We start from the raw sequence: 17930 nt of genomic DNA, 5'->3' as shown, positions 1-17930 counted from the left end.
CCCGTGCTGACCGTCGACTTCACCCGCTTCCCGCTCGCCGCCGGTGACCGTGTGCTCGATCTCGGCTGCGGCGCCGGCCGGCACGCCTTCGAGTGCTACCGGCGCGGTGCCCAGGTCGTGGCTCTGGACCAGAACGGCGAGGAGATCCGCGAGGTCGCCAAGTGGTTCGCGGCGATGAAGGCGGAGGGTGAGGCCCCGGCCGGCGCGACCGCCACCGCGATGGAGGGCGACGCCCTCAACCTGCCTTTCCCCGACGACTCGTTCGACGTCGTCATCATCTCCGAGGTGATGGAGCACATCCCCGACGACAAGGGTGTCCTCGCCGAGATGGTCCGCGTCCTCAAGCCCGGCGGACGCATCGCGATCACCGTGCCCCGGTATGGCCCCGAGAAGGTCTGCTGGTCCCTCTCCGACGCCTACCACGAGGTCGAGGGCGGCCACATCCGCATCTACAAGGCCGACGAACTGCTCCGAAAGATCCGCGAAGCCGGACTGAAGCCGTACGGCACCCACCACGCCCACGCCCTGCACTCGCCGTACTGGTGGCTCAAGTGCGCCTTCGGCGTGGACAACGACAAGGCCCTGCCGGTCCGCGCCTACCACAAGCTGCTGGTGTGGGACATCATGAAGAAGCCCGCGGTGACCCGGGTCGCCGAGCAGCTGCTCAACCCGGTCGTCGGAAAGAGCTTCGTGGCGTACGCGACGAAGCCGCACCTCCCGAAGGCAGAGGCGTGACCCTCCCCGAACGGACCGAACACCTCGTCCTGCCCGGCGTCCTGACGCCGGATCAGGCATCCGCGACCGTCGCCGCACTCCTCGACGTGCAGTGCGAGGACGGCGCGCTGCCCTGGTTCCGCGGCCACCACCTCGACCCGTGGGACCACACCGAGGCCGCGATGGCCCTCGACGCCGCCGGCGAACACGAGGCCGCCGAAGCCGCCTACGAATGGCTGGCCCGCAACCAGAACCAGGACGGCTCCTGGTACGCCGCCTACCACGACGGCGATCCGGGGCAACCCACGGACCGCAGCCGGGAGTCCAACTTCTGCGCGTACGTCGCCGTCGGCGTCTGGCACCACTACCTCGCCACCGGCGACGACGCGTTCGTCGACCGGATGTGGCCGATGGTCTTCGCGGCCGTCGAGTTCGTCCTCGGGCTCCAGCAGCCCGGCGGCCAGATCGGCTGGAAGCGCGAAGCCGACGGCACCCCCGTCGCCGACGCGCTGCTGACCGGCTCCTCCTCGGTCCACCACGCCCTGCGCTGCGCCCTCGCCCTCGCCGAGCGCCGCGAAGAGCCGCAGCCCGACTGGGAGTTGGCGACCGGAGCGCTGGCCCACGCCATCGTCGCGCACCCGGAACGCTTCCTGGACAAGAGCCGCTACTCGATGGACTGGTACTACCCGGTCCTCGGCGGCGCGGTCACCGGAGCCGAGGCCCAGCGGCGCATCGACGAGCGCTGGGACGAGTTCGTCGTCCCCGGCCTCGGCGTGCGCTGCGTGCTGCCCAACCCCTGGGTCACCGGCGGCGAAAGCTGCGAACTCGCCCTCACCCTCTGGGCGATGGGTGAGTCCGACCGGGCTCTGGAGATCCTCCAGTCCATCCAGCACCTGCGCGAGCCCGGCGGCCTCTACTGGACCGGATACGTCTTCGAGGGCGAACGCGCCTTCTGGCCCGAGGAACTCACCACCTGGACCGCCGGATCACTGCTGCTCGCGGTGGCCGCACTCGGGGGGGACGAGGCGACCACCGCGGTCTTCGGGGGAGAACGGCTGCCGAGGGGCCTGGAACCGGACTGCTGCTCCTGACCGGGCCGGGGGCCGCCGGGACTCACGTACGACGGAGACGGCCCGCCACCGCGTGACCGACGAAGAGGTAGACGGCGGCGGCCAGCCCGTAACCGGCGACCACCCGCGCCCACGCCTCGTCGAAGGTGAACAGGTCGTACGACCAGCCGGCCAGCCACCGTGCGGAATCCTGGACGAACTGCACCAGCTCGTTGCCCCTGTTGGCATCGAGCAGGTACATCAGGATCCACAGAATGATGATGAAGGCCATGACGTCCGCGACGACGGCGATCGCGCGCCCCGCGGTACTGCTTCCTGAGCCTCGTCTGTAGGACATGCACACCGGATTGCCGCTGCCTCCGGCCTGAAACCCGGACGGCCGAACCCGGTGGCGGGGCGGTGCGTCGGAAGCGAGCCTGACGGGGAGTGCCGGTATCCGCCGGACACCACCTCGACCGCCCCGTTCGACCGCCCCGTGAGGATGGCCCGCCGTGCTCCGTCCCGTACCGCCCCGCCGCCTGCCGGCGGCGCTGCTGCTCGTCTGCGCCCTGCTCGTGGGTGCCACCGCCACCGCCTGCGACAGCGGCAACGACAAGCAGATGGTCTCCTCCGGCGCCTCGATCGTCGCCCCCACGGCGACCGCCGAGAAGCAGCGGCTCGCCAAGACCCGGTTCGTCGCCAACGCGGGCCTCGCCGCCGGAGCCGCGTACCAGTGGATCGTGAAGCCCTACCGCGCGGGCAAGTTCAAGAAGGGCGCGGACGGCCGGACCTTCGCCATGGCCAAGGCGGGCCTCGCGGGCGGGTTCGCGTACAACCGGCTGAAGGCGGCGGCCGGCAACGCCAAGGCCGACCCGCTCCTCTCCCAGGCCGTCGCGCCGCTCACCGCGGGCATCGAATCCCTCAAGGAGCTGGCCGCCAAGTTCCGCAAGGGCGAAGCCGGGGACTCCGACATCGGCATCCTCGAAGACGTCATCGGCAGCGTCAAGGACGCGGGGATGAGCGCCGGTGCCGAGGTGAAGAACCAGGTGCCGTCGGTGTCCCAACTGGCCGGGTGAGGCGGTGCGACACGCACGAAGGCCCCCGACCGTCGAGAAACCCGGCGGTCGGGGGCCTTCGTGGTGAACGGGCGGGGATCAGCCGCGCTGGATGCCCGAGGTGTCCTGGAGGACGCCGCGACGGCCGTCCTGCGTCTGCGCGATCAGGCTCTGGCCGCGCTGCTCCACCGCGAGGTACCAGGTACCGGGCGCCAGCTCGGCGATCTGGCCGGACGAACCGTCCTCGCCGTACAGCGGACGGGGCACCGGCACCGCGAACCAGAACGGCGTGAAGTCGGCCGCCGGAGCACCGTCGGACTGGGGCGCCTGCGGCGACTGGGCCGCCTGCGGGGCCGGCTGGCCCTGCTGCGCGCCGTACGGCTGGGGCTGCGGAGCACCGGCCTGCGAACCGAAGGACGGCTGGCCCGGGTAGCCGTACCCCTGGCCCTGCGGCTGCGCACCGTACGGCGACTGGGTGGCCGGAGCCGGGCGGGGGCCGGCCGAGAGAGGAGCCTTCAGCGCGGGAACCAGCGGTCCGGCGACCGTCGCACCGGCGAGCACCAGGGAGGCCAGCAGGCCGAGGATCAGCCCGGCACCGGCGTCACCCGCGTCGATGGTCGTCCAGAACGCCGTCCACAGCGCGAAGACGGTGAGGGCCACGCCGAACTGTCCGAGGTCCAGGCCGACGAGCTTGCGGCCCGGCGTCGAGCGGCTCACGATCACCAGCGCCGCTCCGATGACACCGGCGAGGAAGATGCTCATGAGGAGTGAGAGCGAATCCCAGGCGTTCGCGCTGTCGTAGCCCGAGCAGTCGATGTTGCTGGGGCAGTCGTAACCGGAGAGGTCGAGGAAAGAGGCGATGAACAGCACGACCGCTGCTCCGATCACCACGCCGTCGCCTCTAGTGAGGGAGCGGATATTCACGTGAAGGTCCTTAGTCGGTCGTCTCGTCGGGGACGGTCGTCGCTGCGCCCGGGACTGTCCCTCGGGCGCGCCGAGAAGCCCGGGGCGGCTCCCCATCGTACGGATGAATCTATCGCCTGCCCGGGCGGGTTGGCTTCCGGCTTGCGCGACGGCCCGTCATCTCCCCGGTGTCAGTGCGGAACTACCCCGTACCGGGGCGGAACTACCCCTTCAGGTAGCTGCTGATGCCGTCGCTGATGCCCTGGGCGGCGCGCTGCCGCCAGCGTGCGCTCGTCAGCAGCGCGGCGTCCTTCGGATCGCGCATGTTGCCGCACTCGATGAACACCTTCGGAACCGTGGACATGTTGAGCCCGCCGAGGTCGTCGCGCACGTCCAATCCCGTTCCCCCGCCGATGTAATTGGACGGAGCGCTCCCGGTGGCCGCCACGAACCGGCCCGCGATACGGGTCCCCAGGTCGCGCGAGGGGTTCACGATCCGCGAGGTGTCCGCCGCCCCGTCCCGTACCAGCGCGGGCAGGATCACGTGGAACCCCCTGTTGCCCACGGCCGAACCGTCAGCGTGCACGGAGACCACGGCGTCGGCCTTCGCGTCGTTGCCGATCCGCGCCCGTTCGTCCACGCACGGACCGTACGCGCGGTCGTCGTCGTACGTGAGGAGCACCTTCGCGCCCTCGGCCTCCAGCAGGTCCCGCATCCGGTGGGCGACGTCCAGGGTGAACCGGGCCTCCGCGTAACCGGCGTCGGTGGACGTCCCGGTCGTGTCGCACTCCTTGTGCCCCGTACCGATGTCGACCTGCCGCGCGATCTCACGGGTGTGCTCGTGGTTGTGCGGATTGTGGCCGGGGTCGATCACCACCGTGCGGCCCGCCAGCGGCCCCTCCGAAGAGGTCCCCTTCGGGCTCGCGCCGGGCGCCGGTGCGGACGCGGCGGGCGACGCGGTCGCCGAAGGGGCCGGAGCCCCCGCGCGCGGCTGCGCCTTCACCTCCGTACCGCCGCACCCGGTGAGGGGCAGCAGGCAGAGGACGGCGAACGCGGCATACGCGGCGGTGCGGACGGAACGGCCGCCCGCCGGGCGGACGGTGGACGGGGTGGGGGGAACGCTGGAGTACGGCACGCGGGCGATGGTACCGACGGCCCCCGGGACCCGGCTCCGGCGATCCGAGGCGACCGTACCTACGGCCCCCGGGACCCGGCTCCCGCGATCCGGCCTCAGATCCCCTGCCCCGTACGCCGCAGCACGCGCAGCGAGTCGGTCACCGAGATCTCCGCGAAGGCACCGGAGGCGAGCGCCCGCTGATGCACCCGGTACGGCGCCTGCCCGCCGTCCGCCGGATCGGGGAACACGTCGTGGATCACCAGCAGCCCGCCCTCGGCGAGGTGCGGCGCCCACCCCTCGTAGTCGCCGTTCGCGTGCTCGTCGGTGTGCCCGCCGTCGACGAAGACCAGGCCGAGCCGCCCGCCCCAGACCGCCGCGACCTGCGGGGAGCGCCCCACCAGCGCCACCACGTGGTCTTCGAGGCCGGCCGCGTGCAGGGTCCGGCGGAACGTCGGCAGCGTGTCCATCCGGCCCACCTCGGGGTCGACCAGGGACGCGTCGTGGTACTCCCACCCCGGCTGCTGCTCCTCGCTGCCCCGGTGGTGGTCGACGGTGAGCGCGGTCAGTCCCGCACCACGGGCCGCGTCGGCGAGGAGGACGGTGGAGCGCCCGCAGTAGCTGCCGACCTCCAGCAGCGGCAGCCCGAGCCGCGCCGCGTCGACGGCCGCCGCGTACAGCGCCAGCCCCTCGTGCACCGGCATGAACCCCTTGGCCTTCTCGAAGGCGGCCAGCACCGCGTCGGCGGGACGGGCGTCGGGATCGGCGACGGGGGCGGCGGACTCGGCGGCCACGGGTTCCTCCAGGTGGTGCGGGTGTGTCGGCTGCGGCGTCGCGCCGACAGAGGCGGTGCGTCGGCGGCGGTGCGCCGACGGCGGCCCCATCGTGCCGCACGCCCCCGCCGGACGGACCGGCGGGGGCGTGCGGGTGTTTCCTTCGGTGTTCCTTCCGGTCGGGTGGGGCCGGTCAGGCGTGCTGCCCGTCCGCGTGCGCCTCCGACGACGCCTGGACGGCGTCCCGCCGCTCCGGAGCGGCGGCGGTCAGCACCAGATCGGTCACCACCGGCCGCCCGTTCGCGGCGCACACGGCGGGCCGGGCGCGCGGTGCGTATCCGGCGGCGGTCACGACCAGCACATGGCCCGGCTCGGGCGCGGCGGCCAGCGCGTACCGCCCCGCGTCGTCGGCGACGGCCAGACCGGCCTGCCGGCCCTGCCGGTCGACCAGGGTGACCGTGGCCCGCGCCACCGGCGCGCCCGACGCGTCCAGCACCCGGCCGTGGAAACCGGCCGAACCCGCGACGATCCGGGAACCCCCGGCGGAAGGCGCGGACGCCCCGCCGCGCGGGACGGACGCCTCACCGTGCAGCACCGCGTCGATCGCCACGAGTGCCTCGGCCTCCGCGAGCAGTGCCTCGCTCTCGCTGTCGGCGACCAGCACCAGGCGCGAGGCCGGGCGCTGCGAGGGCAGGAACGCCGCCAGGACGAGACCGACCAGCACCGCCCCGGTCGCGATCATGAACGACAGCCGGAACCCGTGCATCGAGGGAACCGCCACCCCGCCCAGGTGGACCGAGGTGTTCGCCAGCACCATGCCGATCACGGCGCTGGAGGCGGACGTACCGATGGACCGCATCAGCGTGTTGAGGCCGTTCGCGGCCCCGGTCTCCGAGGCGTCCACCGCGCCGACGATCAGCGCGGGGAGAGAGGAGTACGCGAGCCCGATGCCGGCGCCCAGCACCGTGGAGATCACCAGGGTCTGCCAGGCGGCGTCCATCAGCAGGGTCCCCGCGCCGTAGCCGACCGCGATGACCAGCATGCCGATCATCAGGGAGACCTTCGGGCCGCGCCGGGCGGCGATCCGCGCGTACACCGGAGCGGTGAACATCATCGTCAGCCCCAGCGGCGCCATGCACAGCCCGGCGACCACCATGGACTGTCCGAGGCCGTACCCGGTGGACTTCGGCAGCTGGAGCAGCTGCGGTACGACCAGGGAGACGGCGTAGAACGAGATGCCGACCATGATCGAGACCAGGTTGGTCAGCAGCACCTCGCGCCGGGCCGTCGTCCGCAGGTCCACCAGGGGAGCGGCGATCCGCAGCTCGTACAGACCCCAGACCACGAGAATCAGCAGACCGCCGGCGATCAGACCGAGGGTGAGCGGCGCGGTCCAGCCCCACTCGCTGCCCTTGGTGATCGGCAGCAGCAGGGCGACGAGCCCGAGGGAGAGCCCGAACGCACCCGCGTAGTCGAAGGTGCCGGGCGCGCGCAGCGGCGGCTCGGGCACGAGGAAGACCGTCAGTACCAGGGCCACCACGCCGACCCCCGCCGAACCGAGGAACAGCGCGTGCCAGTCCGCGTGCTGGGCGACCAGCGCCGCTCCGGGCATGCCGAGGCCGCCGCCCACGCCGATCGAGGAGCTCATCAGCGCCATCGACGAACCGAGCTTCTCCGGCGGCAGCTCGTCGCGCATGATGCCGATACCGAGCGGGATCGCACCCATCGCGAATCCCTGGAGCGCCCGGCCGATGATCATGATGACGAGATCGTCGGTGAAGGCGCAGACCAGCGAGCCGATCACCATCACGGCGAGGCTGGCTATCAGCATCCGCCGCTTGCCGTAGAGATCGCCGAGCCGCCCCATGATCGGGGTGGACACGGCACCGGCGAGCAGCGTCGCCGTCATCACCCAGGTCGCGTTCGACTGGGCGGTGTGGAGAAGAGTGGGCAGATCCTTGATGACGGGGACGAGCAGGGTCTGCATCACCGCGACGGTGATGCCCGCGAAGGCCAGTACGGGGACGAGCGCTCCCCGGGGTTCCTTGATCTCCTGAAGCGGACCGGGGGTTCCCCCGGCGCTCTGTTCGTTCGTCGTCCGGTCCATACGTATGCCTTCCGGGCAGCAGTGATCACCGGAGGTACCCCCCAAGTGCATGCATACCGAACGCTTCTGGGGGCGGGTGTATTCCCGGGATAAGGGTGCTCGAACGCAGGTGCGTTATTGGCCTGTTGGTGATGGCTGGATGAGGAGGTCGATGCCGGCGTCCGGTGACGGGCGGGGCGGGTGCAGGCGTACGGGCGCGGTTCGCGGGTCCAGTTCGGGAGAGCGTGCGAGAGTGTCATAGTAGGAAAGTGAGAATGTCGAGGAGTCGCAATGTGGCGCTCTCCCGGATGCTCTCGTGACTGAACAGACATGGAAGATGAGGTGAGAGGTCGACCATGGCTACGACGACGTACCAGACCCGTGTGCGCGACAAGGGGCAGCTGACTCTGCCCGTGGGCGTGCGTGAGGCGCTGGGTGTCTCCCCGGGAGACGAGCTTGAGTTCGAGGTCAACGACGCGGGCATCGTCGAGGTCCACGGGCTGAGGAAGATCCGCACCGACCAGACGTGGTTCTGGACGGAGCGGTGGCAGGCGGGAGAGCGCGAGGCCGAAGAGGACATCGACGCCGGACGTACCACCCGTCACGCCGACGAGGACGCTTTTCTGGAGCACCTCGACAACCTCTGACATCCAGCCACCTGGGGGCCTATTGCCAACCTTCGAAACAACCGAACGCTTCGACCGTGACGTCAAGAAGCTGGGAGCGGAGGAGAAGCGCCGCTTCCTGGAGACCGTCAAGGAACGCTTTCTCCCGGATGTCGCCAGCGGTCAGTTCCGGGCAGGCCTCGGGGTGAAACCCGTGCAGGGAGTCAGGCCGGGTATCGGCAGGCGCCCTGTGATGGATATGAGGTGGGCGCCCGACGGGCGTGCCACCTGGCAGTACGGCGACGAGGTGCGGCCGGGTGAGCCGCACGTCGTCTGGCGCCGAGTCGGCGGGCACGAGATCTTCGATCCCGGTCCCGCCTGAGTGACGCGGAACGCCTCCGGGAGGCTCAGGCCCCCGGAGGTGTTCCGTGCGGATGCCCCGGCGGGCCGGGATCGCCCTGGTGATTGCTACCTTGCCCGCCATGACCAGCGACTCCACCGGTGCGGCCCCCGCACGGACTCCCGCACCCCCGCCCGGTGGCGAGAGACCCACCGTGTGCGGCTGGGTGCGCGGCTCCGGACCCGACACCGTGGTCGAGGTGTTCGAACGGGCGGGCTGGGAATCCCACAGCTCCAGTTGGTACGGGTACGAGGTCACCACCGGCTGGTGCCAGGTCGAGCTGGACCTGCCGGGCAAGCACGAGACCCTGATCAGCGGTGAGATCGACGCCGACCGGCTCGACGACTTCGCCGCTCTGCTGCGGGCCCGCTTCGACGGCGCCTTCTGCCTGGAGCTGTACGACGAGGAGAACGAGCTGCTCCGCGAGATACCGTTCGCCGGTCCCGTCCCGCCCGCTGCCGACGGCTCAGGTGCTGCCGGCGGCTCCGGCGGCTCCGGCGGCTCCGGGGCGTAGGCCCAAGGGCCGACCCCGGTCCCGACTGCGCCCCGTGTACGGACGGCACGGCGCCAGGGACGATGACGGGCATGACAGACGTTTCCCCGGGCGGCATCGCTCCGGACGACATAGCTCCGGACGACATGTCCGCCGCCTCCCGCACCACTCCCCGCCGCCTGAGACCCCGCACCTGGGCGGCGGTGGCCGCGGCGTGCACCGGTCAGTTCCTGGTCGTACTCGACGTGTCCGTCGTCAACGTGGCGCTGCCGTCGATGCGGACCGACCTGGGGCTCAGCGCCTCCGGGCTCAGCTGGGTCCTCAACGCCTACTCGATCGCGTTCGCCGGGTTCATGCTGCTCGGCGGGCGGGCCGCCGATCTCTTCGGCCGCAAGCGGATGTTCCTCCTCGGCCTCGGGCTCTTCACCGCGGCCTCACTCGCGGGCGGACTGGCGCAGGAGGGCTGGCAGCTGCTTGCGGCCCGCGCCGGACAAGGGCTCGGCGCCGCCGTCCTCGCGCCGGCCACCCTCACCCTCCTCACCGCCGCGCTCCCGGAAGGCCCGGCGCGGGTCCGTGCGATAGGTACCTGGATGGCGGTGGGCGCGGGCGGCGGCGCGGCGGGCGGGCTGGTCGGCGGGGTCCTCACCGACCTCTTCTCCTGGCGCTGGGTCCTGCTGATCAACGTGCCCGTCGGCGCCCTGGTCCTGGCCGGTGCCGCGTTCCTGCTCGCCGAGGGCCGGGGCAGCGAGCGGCGGCGGATCGACCTGCCGGGGGCCGTCCTCGTCACCGCGGGCCTCGCCGCCCTCGCGTACGGCATCGTGCAGACCGAGGCGGCCGGCTGGACGGCCCTCGCGACGCTCGTGCCGCTGCTCGGAGGCATGGCCCTGCTCGGCGCGTTCGTGCTGGTGGAGTGGCGTACGGCCGTTCCGCTGATGCCCCTGCGGGTGCTGGGCGTACGGGCCGTGGCCTCGGCCAACGCGTCGATGCTGCTGCTCGGCTCGGCCACCTTCTCCATGTGGTACTTCATGACCGTGTACGCGCAGAACGTCCTCGGCTACACCCCGCTCCAGGCCGGACTCGCCCTGCTGCCCACCTCCGCCGCGATCGTCCTCGGCTCGAAGCTCGCCCCACGCTTCATGGTGCGTACCGGCGCGAAGCCGATGGCTCTCACCGGCATCCTGCTCACCATCGCCGGCTTCGGCTGGCAGTCCACCATGGGCGCCCACAGCCACTACGCGGCCGGCATCCTGCTCCCGGGCGTCCTGATGGCCTTCGGCATGGGCTTCGTCTCCACCCCGCTCGCCTCACTCGCCACCTCCGGTGCCGCACCCGGGGACGCCGGCCTCGTGTCCGGGCTGGTCAACACCTCCCGCACGATGGGCGGGGCGCTCGGACTCGCGGTGCTCTCCACCGTCGCCGCCGCCCGCACCGGCGACTCGACCACCCCGGCCGACCTCACCGCCGGATACGCCCTCGCCTTCCGTACCGCCTCCGGGGTGCTGCTGGCGGCGGCTCTGCTGGTGCTCCTCTGGCTGCCGGGCGCGCAGAAAGGGCGCAGAGGGTGAAGAGGGCGTAGAGGGCGTAGAGGGTGCACGGGAGCGCGGACGCGGGAGCGCGGCGGAGCCGGGCCGGGGGGGGAATGGCTGACACAGATGGTCAACTGATCGATCCGCACGGAGCTGGGGCGCTTCTCCCGTCGTCCGTAGCGTTCGAGGAAGGCAGCAGTGCGGTGGTCACGCACGCGATCCGCTGCCGCGCCGAGTCGTTCCGGCGCATCCACGAAACGAAGGAAACACTCCTATGCGCGCCCTTGTGGTCGATCACGGCGAGGCTGGGCCGGTCCGGTTCGCCGATGTGGACGAGCCCGTGCCGTCCGCCGGCGAGGTGCTGGTGGAGATACGCCATATCGGTCTGAACTTCGGTGAGTTGAGGTACGCCCAACAGTGGCCGGCCGGTGCCGTGCACGGCCACGACGCGTCCGGTGTCGTGGTACGCGCCGCATCCGACGGCTCGGGCCCGGCCGTGGGGACGCGCGTCGCGCTGGGGATGGCCCCCTACGCGTGGGCGGAACGGGTCGCGGTCGGACCCGCCTGGCTCGGCACCGTCCCCGAGGGCGTGGACCTGGCCGACGCCGCCGCGCTGGGGGTCGCCGGAGTGACCGCGCTCCGGGTGCTGCGCACGCGCTCCGTGCTGGCCCGCAACGTCCTGATCACCGGCGCCAGCGGGGGCGTGGGACATTTCGCCGTCCAGCTCGCCGCACGGGCGGGTGCCCGGGTGACGGCACTCGTCGGCTCGCAGAGGCGCGCCGCCGGACTCCGCGAACTCGGGGCCCACCAGGTCCTGACCGACCTGGCCGACACCGAGGACCGGTTCGACCTCGTCCTGGACACGGTCGGCGGGCCGCTGGCCGTGCGGGCGTGGAACTCCCTCGCCGAGGGCGGCACCATCCACCTGGTCGGCTCCACCTCGGGCCAGGACACCTCGTTCCCCGCCGGCACCCTGTTCGGCTTCGGCGAACCCCGCTCCCTCGCCACCTACGGAGACATGACGCCTCCCAGCGAGGAACTGACGGACCTGCTGAGCCTGGTGGCCGCCGGAAGCCTGTCGGCACCGGTCGGGCGGCGGGGCCACTGGAAGGACGTGGGTGACGCCGTCCAGGCGCTGTTCGCCCGGCAGGTGCACGGAAAGATCGTCCTGGACGTCTCCTGAACGGACCTTCCTGAACGGACCCTCCTGACACGGACGTTTCCTGAACGGACCCTTCCTGAAGGGGTGATTGCCTGGACGGACCCTTCCTGGACGGGCGTTCCACGAGCAGGCATCTCGTAGCCGGACGTCTCCGGGGCAGGCGCCCCTCCGACAGACGGCTCCCGGACAATGGAGCGATGGACATGCTCGCGGAGGTTCTGCGCGTCTCGGGTGCGCGAGGGGCGCTCGGGGTCAGGCTGGAGGCCGGAGGGCCCTGGGGCCAGTGGCTGGACTCGTACCCGGGATCGGCCCTCCACGTGGTGTCCCGGGGCGCGATGTGGCTGCACGTCCCGGGTGAGGAGCCGCTGGAGGTGCGGGCGGGCGGAGCCGTGCTGCTGGCGCCGGGGACCGCGCACGGGATAGCCGACGGCTCCGGCGTGACGATGGGGCAGTGCGACGCCGAGGCGGCGGCCCGGGCCCTCGGCGGCGGCCGTACCCTCCGGCTGGGGTCGGGACCGGCGAGGACCGAGGTGATCGTCCTGCACTACGGGCAGGACCCGGAGGTGCGGACCCCGGTGCTGGCCTCCCTCGCCAGGCCGATACACGTCGCGGCGGGGGAGAACGCGCAGCTCGGCAGAGTCGTCGAGCTCCTCACGGCGGAGCTGTCCCAGCCGCAGACCGGTACCACCGCCGCCGTCAACAGCATCGTCGACCTGCTGCTCGTCCAGTTCGTACGCGCCTGGCTGGCCCGCCACCCGGAGGAGAGGTCCGCCTCGTGGCTGGGCGCCATGCGCGATCCGGTCGTGCGCGAGGCCCTGGAACGCGTCCACACCCGGCCGGATCACCCCTGGACCACGGACACCCTGGCCGCGGCGACGAACGTCTCCCGGGCGACCCTCTCCCGGCACTTCCGGTCGGCCCTGGGGCAGAGCCCCGGCGCGTACGTGACCCAGTGGCGCATCGACCTGGCGTCCCTGAGGCTCCGCGACACCGACGAGCCGGTCGAGTCGATCTCCGGCGCGGTCGGGTACGGCTCCCCGCACGCGTTCAGCCGTGCGTTCCGGCGCGCCCGGGGCATGGCCCCGGGGGAGTACCGCTCGCGCGTCCGTACCTGACACGACTGAGGTGGAAGGGGGCGTCAGAGCCAGCCCTGCTGCCGGGCCGCCCTGGCGGCCTCCGTGCGGTTACGGGTACCGGTCTTGCCGATCGCGGAGGAGAGGTAGTTCCGCACGGTCGACTCCGACAGGTGCAGCTTCCGCGCGATGTCGGCGACGGTCGCACCGCCGGACGCCGCGTTCAGGGCGTCGCGTTCGCGTCCGGTCAGCGGGCTCGGCCCCGCCCCCAGCGCGGCCGCGGCGAGGGCCGGATCGACCACGGTCTCCCCGGCCAGCACCTTGCGGATCGCTCCGGCCAGCTCCTCCACCGGGCCGTCCTTGACCAGGAAGCCCGAGGCGCCCGCCTCCATCGCCCGCCGCAGATAGCCGGGACGCCCGAACGTCGTCAGGATCAGCACCCGGCAGTCGGGCACCTGCTCACGCAGGTCGGCGGCGGCGTCCAGGCCGCTGCGCACCGGGAGTTCGATGTCGAGCAGCGCCACGTCGGGCCGCGAGACGAGAGCCGCGGGCACGATCTCGTCCCCGGAACCCACCTGGGCGACCACCTCGAAGTCCGGCTCCATCCCCAGCAGCAGGGCGAGCGCGCCCCGCATCATGCCCTGGTCCTCGGCGAGCAGCACGCGTACGGACGCGGCGGGGCGGTGGTCCTGCGGCATCTCGGTCACGGGTAAGAGGGTAGGACCCGTGCGCCGCGCCCGTGGGCACGACGCCGTTGCTCAGGGCGTGGGGACGCCCGCCGGGGTGCGGGGCGGGAGCCCGAACCGTACCGGGACGCCCGGCGAGTACAGCACGCTGACGGGCGCGCCGGCCGGTGCGGGCAGCCCCGCCGCGGCGACGAGGTTCTCGCTGTGGTCGAGGAGTTCGGCGCGGTGCAGGGGCCAGCGGGGGTGGGCGTTCGGGAGGTAGCGGGAGCGGCCGAGGAAGGCGCTGTGCATGCCCCAGCGCGCGGTCAGGAAGTGTTCGAGGTCCGAGGGCTCCTCGACCCGGTCGCCGACGCGTACGGTGATCCGGCTGTACGCGCCCGCAGGGCGGCCCCAGCGCCGACGGCTGGTGTACGTCACCGTGTCGCCCTCCCGCCGGACCTCCATCTTCGACCACACGTAGGGCAGGCCGAACCCGCTCCGGCCGATCGCGACGGGAAGCAGACGGGAGGCGTCGAGCGAACGGAAGACCACCCCCCGGCGGCCCTGCGCGTCCACCGAGTACAGGCGGACGTTGGTCTCCGGGAAGGAACCGAGATACGGGATGCCGGGAAGCCCGAACCACCCCACCCGGTGCATCCGGAAGGCGACGAGCCCGACGTAGGCGGCACCGTTCAAGGTGTCCGGCCGGGTACCGGCAGGCAGCAGCGGCGCGACGAGGGCCGGGTCGACGGCCCAGTGGAGGAAGGCCAGATCGAGCCAGGACTGGGTGAGGACGGGACGGTCCGCCGGGTGGGGAGGGTCGGCCGTTATCGGTTCCGGGATCGTGGTCAGCGGCACCATCGTGTCAGTGTGCCATTGGCGTACGGGCGTTCGGGGTGACGCGGGACACACGCGCCCCGCCCCGGCTCACCGACCCGGCTCCCCGGGCAGCTCCGCCCGTACGGTGAACCCGCCGTCCGGACCGGGTCCGGCCCGCAGCGAGCCGCCGGCCAGCGCCAGCCGCTCGGAGAGCCCCACCAGGCCCGTACCCCCGTAGGCGCGCGAGGGCTCCTCGCCGTCCGCCCCGGGAGTCCGGCGGCGCCCCGGGGCCTCCCCGCCGCCGGGCTCGGCGAGAGGGCCGTCGTCGGTGATCGTCAGGAGCACCCGTTCGCCCCCGGACGTGACGGAGAACACGCAGTGGGCCGCGCCACTGTGCCGTACGACGTTGGTCACCGCCTCGCGCACCACCCAGCCCAGCAGCGCCTCGCTGCGCGGGGCGAGCGGCGGGCCGGAGCGGTGCACCGTCCCCTCGATGCCGGCGGCGGCCAACGCCGATACGGCACCGTCGAGTTCACCGGCGAGGCTGCCCTCGCGGTACCCCGTCACCGCCTCCCGGACCTCGGTGAGCGCCTGCCGGCCGACCGACTCGATGTCCGTGATCTGGCCGAGTGCCGCGTCCAGGTCCCGGGGAGCCAGTCTGCGGGCCGCCTCCGACTTCACCACGATCACCGACAGGGTGTGCCCCAGCAGGTCGTGCAGGTCGCGGGAGAACCTGAGCCGCTCCCGCTCCACCGCGTTGCGCGCCAACTCGGCCTGGGCGTCGCGGAGTTCCCGTACGGTCTCGGACAGCGCGAGGATCGAGGCCGTCACCGCGCCGGAGACGAACGTCCCGTAGCCGATCGTCCACGGGTCCGACACCTGGTCGCTGCGCCACACGGCGACGGCCGCGCCGCAGGCGGCCAGCCCGAAGAGCGCGAAGGTGAGCGTCCGGCCCCGCAGGATCGTGCCGGTCGCCAGCGAGAGCAGCGGGAAGAAGAGCAGCCAGCTCCCGCCGTAGCCGGCCGCCAGTCCGAAGGTGATGGCCGCCAGGGCGCCGAGCAGTACGTACGACCCGGCGGTCCGGCGCCGGGCCGGCACGAAACTCCGGAACACCAGTTGGATGTAGAGGGAGTTGAACAGCAGGACGCCCACCGCGCCCACCACCGGGTTCGGGGTCTCGCCCTTCCAGAGGTTGGAGAAGGCCCCGAGCCCGAGCAGCAGCCACGGCATCAGCGCGTACGGCCCCGGGCCCGCCGGCCGCCTGCCCGCCCCGCTCCGGCGCGGGCGCCACCACCGGCGGCCGGGCGCGCACTCCGGGGCCGGCGGCTCCCCGCCGTCGGCCCCCGGGGTGCGCACGGTGTCCGCCTTCACGGGGTTCTCGCCGAACGCCGGTACGAGACGACCGCGTAGGCGCCGAACAGGGCCGTCCAGACGAGGAGTTCGGCCACCGAGGTGAGGTGCGGCGCCCGTCCGGCGATCGTCGTCCAGCCGAGATCGGCGAAACCGTGCGCCGGGGTGTGGGCGCCGACGGCCCGCAGCGGGCCGGGCAGGGAGTCCAGCGGGAACCACAGTCCGCCGATCACCGCGAACCCGGTCATGCAGGCGATGTTGACCACTCCGGTGCCCTGCGGGGTGAGGCGGTAGCCGTTGCCGATGCCGAGCAGGGTGAACGGCAGCGTGCCCAGCCACAGCATGCCCACCAGCAACCCCCACTGCCACCAGCCGAGTCGGATGTGGTTCACCAGCGCTCCCGCCAGCAGTACCCCGATCAGCGCGGGGAGCACGGTCACCGAGCCGCTGACGGCCCGGCCCACCACGATCCGCGACGGCGCCAGCGGGGTGATCCGCAACTGCCGCAGCCAGCCGAGCGACTTGTCGGACGCGATCCCCGTACCGACCGCCATCGCCGAGCCGAGCGCCCCGTACGCGGCCATGCCGGTCATCGAGTAGGCCCTCCAGTCGTCCGCGCCCGAACCGCCCCCCGAGGTGTCTCCGATGTTGGTGAAGAGCAGGTACATCAGCACCGGCATCCCGGTCCCGAAGATCAGGAACGCGCCGTCCCGCAGGGTCCGGCGGACTTCCAGCATCACGTACGCGTACATCAGCGCGCCTCCTCGGGTGCGACGGCCGGGCCGGCGGTCAGGGCGAGGAACGCGTCCTCCAGGGTGGCGCGCGAGACGATCAGCCCGCGCACCGCCCCCATTCCGGCGAGCGCGACGACCGTGGCGTCCGGGTCGCCCGAACGCAACAGGGCACGGTCTCCCCGGACTTCGACACCGACCACCCCCGGCAGGCGCTCCAGCCCGTCGGCCGTGCGGCCCGCCAGATCGATCCCCACGAGCCCGCCGCCCACCGCGCGCCGGATGCCGTCCCCGCTGTCGTCCGCGACGATCCGCCCCCGGTCGAGGACGACGATCCGGGCGGCGTTCTCGTCCGCCTCCTCCAGGTAATGCGTGGAGAAGAGAACGGTGTTGCCGCGTTCCGCGAAGGCGCGCATCGAGTCCCAGAACGCCCGCCGGGCCTCCACGTCCAGCGCGGCGGTCGGCTCGTCCAGCACCACCAGCCGGGGGTTGCCCGCCAGCGCGACCGCGAAGCGCACCCGCTGCGTATGGCCGCCGGAGAGCTTGTCGATGCGGCGGTCCGCGAACGCCGAGGCGCCCGAGATCTCCAGGACCTCACCGACCTCCATCGGCGCGGGGTACGTGGACGCCACGAACTCCACCAACTCCCGCACGGTCACCCGGGGAATGGGCCGGCCCTCCTGGAGCATCGCGCCGACCAGACCCGCCCGCACCGCCTGATCCGGCGGGCGGCCGAACAGCTCCACCGCCCCCTCGTCGGGGTCGTCGAGCCCCAGCAGCATCCCGATGGTGGTCGACTTCCCGGCGCCGTTGCGGCCCAGCAGCGCCACCGTCTCACCGGCCCCGATCGCCAGATCGATGCCGTCCACCGCACGCACGGTCCCGCCCGAACGCCCGTCCGTCCGGAAGGACTTCGACACTCCGGTGAAACTCACCGCCAGGGCGTCCGCGCCATTCCCGCTCTTCCGGGCCCCGACTTCCCGGTCCCCGCTCTTCAGGTCCCCGTTCTTCCGGGCCCCGCTCTTCCGGGCCCCCGCCGAGACTCCGGCGGCCGCGCCCACCGGGGCCGGCCCCCCGCTCGCACTTCCCGTTGTCGTCATGGTGGCGACGGTACGGGGAGTGCAGGACCCGGCGGCAGATCCGTGCGTACGGCTTCCGGCAGGACAAATGTCATGGGCGCCGGAACGGACGGAGCGGCGCCCCCGCCACCCCGTGGTGCCGGAAACGGCGGCGGGGGCCGCCCGGCCGTTTCCGGCCCGGTCGACCCCCGCCCTTTCCGTCCTACCGCTCTCAGGACACTCCGGAATCCCCGTGGGAAGGCCGGCGGTGCCGGCCGTGCGCCTGCGGGGAGCTGGTCTCCGCCGACACACCCCCTCGGTGCTTTCCGGAACCGCCTGCATCGGCCCGTTGCG

General features: G+C 72.5%; 19 protein-coding genes. 9 read left to right on the top strand and 10 right to left on the bottom strand.

Features of this window, described 5'->3' with window-relative positions; genetic code table 11:
* Positions 1-3 precede the first annotated feature (3 nt).
* Positions 4-735, top strand: a complete 732-nt coding sequence (locus ACWCWD_RS26210) for a class I SAM-dependent methyltransferase (RefSeq protein WP_450776245.1) — start codon at positions 4-6, stop codon at positions 733-735.
* Positions 732-1805, top strand: a complete 1074-nt coding sequence (locus ACWCWD_RS26205) for a prenyltransferase (RefSeq protein ID WP_450776243.1) — start codon at positions 732-734, stop codon at positions 1803-1805. The genes ACWCWD_RS26210 and ACWCWD_RS26205 overlap by 4 nt, the downstream gene beginning before the upstream one ends.
* A 22-nt stretch (positions 1806-1827) precedes the next feature.
* On the opposite strand, the gene ACWCWD_RS26200 is transcribed toward ACWCWD_RS26205, so the two are convergent.
* Positions 1828-2121 carry a hypothetical protein gene (locus tag ACWCWD_RS26200; RefSeq protein ID WP_390965229.1) on the bottom strand — a complete coding sequence of 98 codons (294 nt, stop codon included), beginning with the start codon at positions 2119-2121 and terminating at the stop codon, positions 1828-1830.
* Positions 2122-2275: 154 nt separating this feature from the next.
* On the opposite strand from ACWCWD_RS26200, the gene ACWCWD_RS26195 reads away from it, so the two are divergent.
* On the top strand, positions 2276-2839 hold the full coding sequence (locus ACWCWD_RS26195) for a hypothetical protein (RefSeq protein WP_450776241.1): 564 nt from the start codon (positions 2276-2278) through the stop codon (positions 2837-2839).
* Between the two features lie 78 nt (positions 2840-2917).
* Here the strand turns inward: ACWCWD_RS26195 and ACWCWD_RS26190 are convergent, their stop codons facing one another.
* The 4 genes from ACWCWD_RS26190 to ACWCWD_RS26175 form a co-directional block, all read right to left on the bottom strand.
* The gene (locus ACWCWD_RS26190) at positions 2918-3742 is read right to left on the bottom strand and encodes a hypothetical protein (protein ID WP_450776239.1); all 825 of its coding nucleotides are present in this window, start codon (positions 3740-3742) and stop codon (positions 2918-2920) included.
* A gap of 202 nt (positions 3743-3944) precedes the next feature.
* Positions 3945-4856 carry an N-acetylmuramoyl-L-alanine amidase gene (locus ACWCWD_RS26185; RefSeq protein WP_450776237.1) on the bottom strand — a complete coding sequence of 304 codons (912 nt, stop codon included), beginning with the start codon at positions 4854-4856 and terminating at the stop codon, positions 3945-3947.
* A 95-nt stretch (positions 4857-4951) separates the two neighbouring features.
* The gene (locus ACWCWD_RS26180; RefSeq protein WP_386891677.1) at positions 4952-5539 is read right to left on the bottom strand and encodes a class I SAM-dependent methyltransferase; all 588 of its coding nucleotides are present in this window, start codon (positions 5537-5539) and stop codon (positions 4952-4954) included.
* A 262-nt stretch (positions 5540-5801) separates the two neighbouring features.
* A complete protein-coding gene (locus ACWCWD_RS26175; RefSeq protein ID WP_450776235.1) occupies positions 5802-7715 on the bottom strand; it encodes an MFS transporter in 1914 nt (637 codons plus the stop codon).
* Positions 7716-8050: 335 nt separating this feature from the next.
* On the opposite strand from ACWCWD_RS26175, the gene ACWCWD_RS26170 reads away from it, so the two are divergent.
* The 6 genes from ACWCWD_RS26170 to ACWCWD_RS26145 all read left to right on the top strand — a co-directional run bounded on the left by ACWCWD_RS26170 (position 8051) and on the right by ACWCWD_RS26145 (position 12995).
* The gene (locus ACWCWD_RS26170; protein WP_450776233.1) at positions 8051-8341 is read left to right on the top strand and encodes an AbrB/MazE/SpoVT family DNA-binding domain-containing protein; all 291 of its coding nucleotides are present in this window, start codon (positions 8051-8053) and stop codon (positions 8339-8341) included.
* A gap of 22 nt (positions 8342-8363) precedes the next feature.
* On the top strand, positions 8364-8681 hold the full coding sequence (locus ACWCWD_RS26165) for a hypothetical protein (RefSeq protein ID WP_450776231.1): 318 nt from the start codon (positions 8364-8366) through the stop codon (positions 8679-8681).
* Positions 8682-8781: 100 nt separating this feature from the next.
* On the top strand, positions 8782-9213 hold the full coding sequence (locus ACWCWD_RS26160; protein ID WP_450776230.1) for a hypothetical protein: 432 nt from the start codon (positions 8782-8784) through the stop codon (positions 9211-9213).
* 62 nt (positions 9214-9275) lie between these two features.
* The gene (locus tag ACWCWD_RS26155; RefSeq protein WP_450776228.1) at positions 9276-10757 is read left to right on the top strand and encodes a DHA2 family efflux MFS transporter permease subunit; all 1482 of its coding nucleotides are present in this window, start codon (positions 9276-9278) and stop codon (positions 10755-10757) included.
* A gap of 235 nt (positions 10758-10992) precedes the next feature.
* Positions 10993-11901 (top strand): zinc-binding dehydrogenase, encoded by a 909-nt coding sequence (locus tag ACWCWD_RS26150; RefSeq protein ID WP_450776226.1) that lies wholly within the window; start codon positions 10993-10995, stop codon positions 11899-11901.
* Positions 11902-12077: 176 nt separating this feature from the next.
* Complete coding sequence (locus ACWCWD_RS26145) at positions 12078-12995, top strand: cupin domain-containing protein (protein ID WP_450776224.1); 918 nt, start codon at positions 12078-12080, stop codon at positions 12993-12995.
* Between the two features lie 23 nt (positions 12996-13018).
* On the opposite strand, the gene ACWCWD_RS26140 is transcribed toward ACWCWD_RS26145, so the two are convergent.
* The 5 genes from ACWCWD_RS26140 to ACWCWD_RS26120 form a co-directional block, all read right to left on the bottom strand.
* Positions 13019-13651, bottom strand: a complete 633-nt coding sequence (locus tag ACWCWD_RS26140) for a response regulator (RefSeq protein ID WP_450776392.1) — start codon at positions 13649-13651, stop codon at positions 13019-13021.
* A 60-nt stretch (positions 13652-13711) separates the two neighbouring features.
* Positions 13712-14479, bottom strand: coding sequence for a YqjF family protein (locus ACWCWD_RS26135; RefSeq protein ID WP_450776222.1), 768 nt, complete (start codon positions 14477-14479; stop codon positions 13712-13714).
* A 66-nt stretch (positions 14480-14545) separates the two neighbouring features.
* Complete coding sequence (locus ACWCWD_RS26130; protein WP_450776220.1) at positions 14546-15793, bottom strand: sensor histidine kinase; 1248 nt, start codon at positions 15791-15793, stop codon at positions 14546-14548.
* A gap of 11 nt (positions 15794-15804) precedes the next feature.
* Positions 15805-16539 (bottom strand): ABC transporter permease, encoded by a 735-nt coding sequence (locus tag ACWCWD_RS26125; RefSeq protein ID WP_450776218.1) that lies wholly within the window; start codon positions 16537-16539, stop codon positions 15805-15807.
* Positions 16539-17453 (bottom strand): ABC transporter ATP-binding protein, encoded by a 915-nt coding sequence (locus tag ACWCWD_RS26120; protein WP_450776390.1) that lies wholly within the window; start codon positions 17451-17453, stop codon positions 16539-16541. Before ACWCWD_RS26120 ends, ACWCWD_RS26125 begins: the two co-directional genes overlap by 1 nt.
* Between the last annotated feature and the right edge of the window lie 477 nt (positions 17454-17930).

Source organism: Streptomyces sp. NPDC001493 (genome assembly GCF_053597235.1).
This window is presented reverse-complemented; position numbering and strand designations above follow the sequence as displayed.

Excerpts from the sequence above, each read along its gene's own strand:
- ACWCWD_RS26170 (WP_450776233.1), top strand. The coding sequence starts at position 8,051 with ATGGCTACGACGACGTACCAGACCCGTGTGCGCGACAAGGGGCAGCTG.
- ACWCWD_RS26155 (WP_450776228.1), top strand. The coding sequence starts at position 9,276 with ATGACGGGCATGACAGACGTTTCCCCGGGCGGCATCGCTCCGGACGAC.
- ACWCWD_RS26140 (WP_450776392.1), bottom strand. The coding sequence starts at position 13,651 with ATGCCGCAGGACCACCGCCCCGCCGCGTCCGTACGCGTGCTGCTCGCC.
- ACWCWD_RS26175 (WP_450776235.1), bottom strand. The coding sequence starts at position 7,715 with ATGGACCGGACGACGAACGAACAGAGCGCCGGGGGAACCCCCGGTCCG.
- ACWCWD_RS26160 (WP_450776230.1), top strand. The coding sequence starts at position 8,782 with ATGACCAGCGACTCCACCGGTGCGGCCCCCGCACGGACTCCCGCACCC.
- ACWCWD_RS26200 (WP_390965229.1), bottom strand. The coding sequence starts at position 2,121 with ATGTCCTACAGACGAGGCTCAGGAAGCAGTACCGCGGGGCGCGCGATC.
- ACWCWD_RS26145 (WP_450776224.1), top strand. The coding sequence starts at position 12,078 with ATGGACATGCTCGCGGAGGTTCTGCGCGTCTCGGGTGCGCGAGGGGCG.
- ACWCWD_RS26125 (WP_450776218.1), bottom strand. The coding sequence starts at position 16,539 with ATGTACGCGTACGTGATGCTGGAAGTCCGCCGGACCCTGCGGGACGGC.
- ACWCWD_RS26135 (WP_450776222.1), bottom strand. The coding sequence starts at position 14,479 with ATGGTGCCGCTGACCACGATCCCGGAACCGATAACGGCCGACCCTCCC.
- ACWCWD_RS26180 (WP_386891677.1), bottom strand. The coding sequence starts at position 5,539 with ATGCCGGTGCACGAGGGGCTGGCGCTGTACGCGGCGGCCGTCGACGCG.
- ACWCWD_RS26150 (WP_450776226.1), top strand. The coding sequence starts at position 10,993 with ATGCGCGCCCTTGTGGTCGATCACGGCGAGGCTGGGCCGGTCCGGTTC.